The organism is Microcoleus sp. D2_18a_B4, assembly GCF_036702475.1.
In the GTDB taxonomy this organism is placed as follows: Bacteria; Cyanobacteriota; Cyanobacteriia; order Cyanobacteriales; family Microcoleaceae; genus Microcoleus.
In genome coordinates, this window is the sequence record NZ_JAUBTL010000136.1 from 1 (window position 1) to 2422 (window position 2422).

General features: G+C 42.7%; 1 protein-coding gene. It reads left to right on the plus strand.

Annotated elements, in window-relative coordinates; all coding sequences use genetic code 11:
• Positions 1 to 626 precede the first annotated feature (626 nt).
• Positions 627 to 2315: a group II intron reverse transcriptase/maturase gene (gene ltrA, locus QUB04_RS32305; RefSeq protein ID WP_333290739.1), complete on the plus strand. Its 1689-nt coding sequence runs from the start codon at positions 627 to 629 to the stop codon at positions 2313 to 2315.
• Positions 2316 to 2422 lie beyond the last annotated feature (107 nt).

Consider the following 2422-nt stretch of genomic DNA (forward strand, 5'->3'; position numbering starts at 1 on the left):
CGCGAAGGAAATTTTGCACGCGCGACCTGAACTGGTCGTTTAGTCCGAGGAGCCCACTCCTCTAAGGGTTTCACACCCCTTACCCTCACGGAAAAGGCTCAATAATGAGTCCGGTCACGCTCAAGTAGGCAACGAAACAAGCGGAATGCAGACCCCGAAAGTAGCCGTAACTGACAGCCTAAGTTGGTTATAGAGCAAGAGGGAGTTATTCTATGATGAACATCAGTGAACTGTTGATTAAACTGCGTTATTTTCCAAGGAGCCAAATAAGGCTGATAGGCTCCGACCAAAAGGTAAATAGGTAGATTCGGCGTTGTGCAATCGCCAAATCGTGTGAATAAAATCCCTATCGCAGAATAGACAGCATCTAAGGAATAACAGACAACTAAACGGCACAACAGGGTAAACCCTACAGAGTCTAGAAGTGGTCGAATACTTCTAGTAAGTCCGAGGTAACAACGACTGAATTCTCTGGAGGGTAGAGGATGGATGAAAAAGCAAATGCTAACTTGTAATGAGTTAGATAGGGGTTCCAAATTTGCCTCTGACCGAAAGGAAAGCCGACTTGATCTGGGTCTTATACGAAAAACTAAATGTTATCGAAACTTAATCCGAGGACAAGTTAGATGGTGATAGCAATATCAACAAACGGAACAAGGAGACAACTAGAGGACTGGAGCCACATTCAATGGCGTAAAGCCCACAAGCTTGTTAAGAATCTACGACAAAGAATTTTTCGTGCTAGAAAACTTGGTAACTTCAGGACTCTTCGGAATCTTCAGAAGTTAATGCAACGAAGCTACGCAAACTTATTACTATCTGTTCGACGTATCACTCAGACCAACAAAGGTAAAGCAACGGCAGGAATTGATAATGAGATTATCAACACCCCAGCGCAACGAGTGAACCTGGTAAATAATTGGAAGGGGGGAAACCTCAAGCCAACCAAACGGGTGGAGATACCAAAGCCCAATGGAAAGAAACGACCGCTCGGAATCCCAACCGTGCGCGACAGAATCGAACAAGCAATAATTAAGAATTCACTAGAACCCGAATGGGAATCCGTGTTTGAAGCCAATTCCTATGGATTTAGACCTGGTAGAAGTTGTCAAGATGCTATCGCCCAAAACTTTATTAGGTTGAAAGGTGGTAAAGACACTTGGGTTCTAGAAGCCGACATTCGAGGATTCTTCGATAATATTGCCCATGAATCTATCCTCTCCATGATTAGTAACTTTCCTAACAGAGAACTAATTAAAGGATGGTTAAAAGCTGGATTCGTTTCCAATGGTAAATACAATCCAACGGAAACAGGAACTCCACAAGGCGGTGTTATCTCACCCTTATTAGCCAATATTGGACTCCACGGATTAGAGCAAATGATCAAGTCCATACTTCCTCATTATGCGAAGAGAAAGGGAACTCAAACTGTACAATTTGGGGTAATCAGATATGCTGATGACTTCATCGTCACAGCTAGAGATAAAGAAAGTCTTGAAAATGTTCAAATCCAGATTCAGCAATGGTTGTTAGAAAGAGGGCTTGAACTAAGCGCGGAGAAGACATTAATAACGTCAATGGAAAAAGGCTTTGATTTCTTAGGTTTTAACCACCGCCATTATAATGGCAAGCTATTAACCAGACCCTCCAGGAAGAAAGTCCTAGATTTTTGTAAACGGATAGGGGATGAGATAAAAGCTTTAAATGGCTCAAAACAGGAAGATGTAATCAGCAAACTAAATCCAATTCTCCGAGGTTTTGCTAACTACTACAAAGGAGGAGTTAGCAAAGTAACCTTCAACTATATCTCTCACAGGGTATGGCAATACCTTTGGCGTTGGGCAAAGCGTAGACACCCCAACAAAGGCACAAATTGGGTTAAAGACAAATACTTCAAAACCATAAATGGTAATAAATGGGTATTCGCCTGTGAATTAGGCGAACGTGAAAATAAAGACCAGAAGTTTAACTACTGCCTTTATTCTATAGCATCAACACCTATTGAACGCCATGTAAAGGTTAATGGAGGAGCAAGTCCCGACGACCAAACACTTAAAGAGTATTGGGACAAAAGAAACCAAAAATTAGGCAAATCCTACTGGGCAAAAGGTAGCAAAAACTATCTCATAGCACAAAATCAAAAATGGAAATGTCCAATCTGTGGTCAACCACTACTCAACGGTGAGGAACTCGAAACCCATCACATAGTACCTGTTGCTAAAGGCGGCTTAAACGACATAAGTAATCTTCAGCACTTACACTCACCGTGTCACAAACAGGTACATTCAAAACCCAAGTCAACTAGCTTGAAGTAAGGCTTGAGCCGTGTGAGTGCGAAAGTCTCATGCACGGTTCTTAGGGGAGGGGAGAGTGGCGACGCTTGAACCTTACCCGACACCCTTCATCGGGCTGCAAAGATGCC